Raw genomic sequence first — 4,059 nt, 5'->3', positions numbered from 1 at the left:
TGAATGGTACTGGTAATATTGTGAATATTGCTAATGTTACTAGTTTGAATGAGAATAATACTGGTGATTGGTATGCTATTACTCCTGAGGTAGGTCAGAATACTACAATTCTTCCTGCTGTGAATCTCAGCATTACTAAGAGTGTTAATGTGTCTGGTGCTAATAATGGTGAGTATGTTTTGTATATTGTTAGTGTGAGTAATTTTGGTCCTGATGCTGCTACTGGTTTGTTTATTCGTGATGTTTTAGATTCTAAATTGCTTTTTATTGGATCTAGTGCTAGTCTTGGTTCTTATAATTCTACAAGTGGGTTGTGGAATATTGGTTCTTTGGCTAATGGCAATACTGTTAGTTTGAATATTACTGTTAGGTTGAATGGTATTGGTAATATTACTAATGTTGTTAATGTTTCTTCTCTTAATGAGAATAATACTGGTGATAATCAGTCTAATACTGTTCTTGTTGTTGTTGGTTCTACTGTGAATCTTAGTATTACTAAGAGGTCTAATGTAAGTGGTAATGTTTTAAATGGTGCATTTGTTTCTTATATTATTAATGTAAATAACCACGGTCCGAATACTGCTACTAATTTAGAGCTTGTTGATGTTTTAAATTCTAGTTTGATTTATATCAACTCTTCTACTACTAACAGTGAAGGCAACTATAATTCACCTAGTGGTTTGTGGAGAGTTGGTTCTTTGACTAGTGGTGCTACTGCTACTTTAACTATTGTTGTGAGGTTAAATGGTACTGGTACTATTTTTAATGAGATTAATGTTACTAGTTTGAATGAGTCTAATGTTGGTGATACTTCTGCTAATACTTCTAATTCTGGTAATATTACTGTTGTTCCTACTGTGAATCTTAGTATTACTAAGAGGTCTAATATTACTGGTAGTACTATTTTGAATGGTGCATTTGTTTCCTATATTATTAATGTGACTAATTTTGGTCTTGATACTGCGACTGGTTTGGTTATTACTGATTTAATTGATAGTAGATTGATTTATAATCATTCTAGTGCTTCTGGTAGTGCTAATCAGTATAATCCAATTACTCAAGTTTGGAATATTGGTACTTTGGCTAATGGTGCTAGTGCTAATTTAAACATTACTGTTAGACTAAATGGTACTGGTAATATTTTGAATATTGCTAATGTTACTAGTTTGAATGAGAATAATACTGGTGATTGGTATGCTATGAGTCCTGAGATAGGCCAGAATGTTACTGTTCTTCCTACTGTGAATCTTAGTATTACTAAGAGATCTAATGTGTCTGGTACTGTTTTGAATGGAATTTTTGTTAAATATACTGTTAATGTGACTAATTTTGGTCCTGATGCTGCTACTGGTTTTGGAATGGAAGATGTTCTAGATGATAGATTGATTTATAATTCTTCTAATTCTTCTCGTTCTGGAGCAGATTATGATCCAAATATTAATATATGGAATATTGGTACTTTGGCTAATGGTGAAACAATTACTTTAGATATTGTTGTTATGTTAAATGGTACTGGCGATATATACAATGAAGCTGATGTGTTCTCCCTTAATGAGAACAATACTGGGGATTGGTTTGGAAGTACCTCTTCTGAGTATCTTACTGTTACTCCTACTGTGAATCTTAGCATTGTTAAGAGTTCTAACGTAAGTGGTTCTGTCTTAAATGGCATACTTGTTTTGTATTCTATTAATGTGACTAATTTTGGTCCTGATAATGCGACTGGTTTGGTTATTACTGATGTTTTAGATAGTAGATTAATATACATTAATAGTACCACTCCTCGTGGAACTAGTTATATTGTAAGTACTGGTGTTTGGAATATTGATACTTTGGCTAATGGTGAGAGTATTGTTTTAGACATTGTTGTGAAACTTAATGGTACTGGTAGTATTGTGAATATTGCAAATGTTACTAATGTTAATGAGAACAATACTGGTAATAATAGCAGTACTCCTGATAATTCTACTAACATCACTGTTGTTCCTACTGTGAATATTAGTGTTGTTAAATCTTCTAATGTAAGTGGTAATGTCTTAAATGGTATATTTGTTTTGTATTCTATTAATGTGACTAATTTTGGTCCTGATAATGCGACTGGTTTGGTTATTACTGATGTTTTAGATAGTAGATTAATATACATTAATAGTACCACTCCTCGTGGAACTAGTTATGTTGCAAGCACTGGTGTTTGGAATATTGGTAATTTGGCTAATGGTGAGAGTATTGTCTTAGATATTCTTGTCCGTTTAAATGGTACTGGCAGTATTGTGAATATTGCGAATGTTACTAATGTTACTGAAAATAACACTGGAAATAATAGTAGTACTCCTGATAATACTACTAATATTACTGTTGTTCCTACTGTGAACATTAGTGTTGTTAAATCATCTAATGTGTCTGGATCTGTCTTAAATGGCATACTTGTTTTATACACTATTAATGTAACTAATTATGGTCCTGATAATGCGACTGGTTTGGTTATTACTGATGTTTTAGATAGTAGATTAATATACATTAACAGTACATCTCCAAGATTTACAAGTTATGTTGCAAGTACTGGTGTTTGGAATATTGGTAATTTGGCTAATGGTGAGAGTATTGTTTTGGATATTCTTGTTCGTTTGAATGGTACTGGTAATATTGTGAATATTGCTAATGTTACTAATGTTACTGAAAATAACACTGGTAATAACAGCAGTAATCCTGATAATGAAACTAATATTACTGTTGTCACTACTGTGAATCTTAGTGTTGTTAAATCTTCTAATGTGTCTGGATCTGTCTTAAATGGTATACTTGTTTTGTATTCTATTAATGTGACTAATTTTGGTCCTGATAATGCGACTGGTTTGATTATTACTGATATTTTAGATAGTAGATTGATTTATATTAATAGTACCACTCCTCGTGGAACTAATTATGTTGCAAGTACTGGTGTTTGGAATATTAACACTTTAGTTAATGGTGAGAGTATTGTTTTGGATATTCTTGTTCGTTTGAATGGTACTGGTAATATTGTGAATATTGCGAATGTTACTAATGTTACTGAAAATAACACTGGAAATAATAGTAGTACTCCTGATAATACTACTAATATTACTGTTGTTCCTACTGTGAACATTAGTGTTGTTAAATCTTCTAATGTGTCTGGATCTGTCTTAAATGGTATACTTGTTTTATACACTATTAATGTAACTAATTATGGTCCTGATAATGCTACTGGTTTGGTTATTACTGATGTTTTAGATAGTAGATTAATCTATATTAACAGTACATCTCCAAGGTTTACTTTCTATGTTGTAAGTACTGGTGTTTGGAATATTGGTAATTTGGCTAATGGTGAGTCTATTGTTTTGGATATTCTTGTTCGTTTGAATGGTACTGGTAGTATTGTGAATGTTGCAAATGTTACTGGTGTTAATGAGAATAATACTGGTAATAATAGTACTCCTGATAATACTACTAATATTACTGTTGTTCCTACTGTGAACATTAGTGTTGTTAAATCTTCTAATGTGTCTGGTAATGTTTTAAATGGTGCTTACATCTTGTACACTATTAATGTAACTAATTATGGTCCTGATAATGCTACTGGCTTAGTTATTACTGATGTTTTAGATAGTAGATTAATCTATATTAACAGTACATCTCCAAGGTTTACAAGTTATGTTGTAAGTACTGGTGTTTGGAATATTGGTAACTTAGCTAATGGTGAGAGTATTGTTTTGGATATTCTTGTCCGTTTAAATGGTACTGGTAATATTGTGAATATTGCTAATGTTACTAATGTTACTGAAAATAACACTGGTAATAACAGCAGTAATCCTGATAATGAAACTAATGTTACTGTTGTTACTACTGTAAATCTTAGTGTTGTTAAATCTTCTAATGTGTCTGGATCTGTCTTAAATGGCATATTTGTTTTATACACTATTAATGTGACTAATTTTGGTCCTGATAATGCGACTGGTTTGGTTATTACTGATGTTTTAGATAGTAGATTGATTTATATTAATAGTACTAGTCCTCGTGGAACTAGTTATGTTGCAAGTACTG

1 protein-coding gene is annotated in these 4,059 nt (G+C 31.5%); it reads left to right on the top strand.

The features are described 5' to 3' along the window. Positions 1–20: 20 nt before the first annotated feature. Positions 21–4,059: beta strand repeat-containing protein (locus tag MBCUR_RS01315; protein ID WP_169805773.1), on the top strand; the 4,039-nt coding region annotated here is incomplete at its 3' end.

The organism is Methanobrevibacter curvatus (assembly GCF_001639295.1).
Taxonomy (GTDB): Archaea; Methanobacteriota; Methanobacteria; order Methanobacteriales; family Methanobacteriaceae; genus Methanoflexus; species Methanoflexus curvatus.
This window is presented reverse-complemented; position numbering and strand designations above follow the sequence as displayed.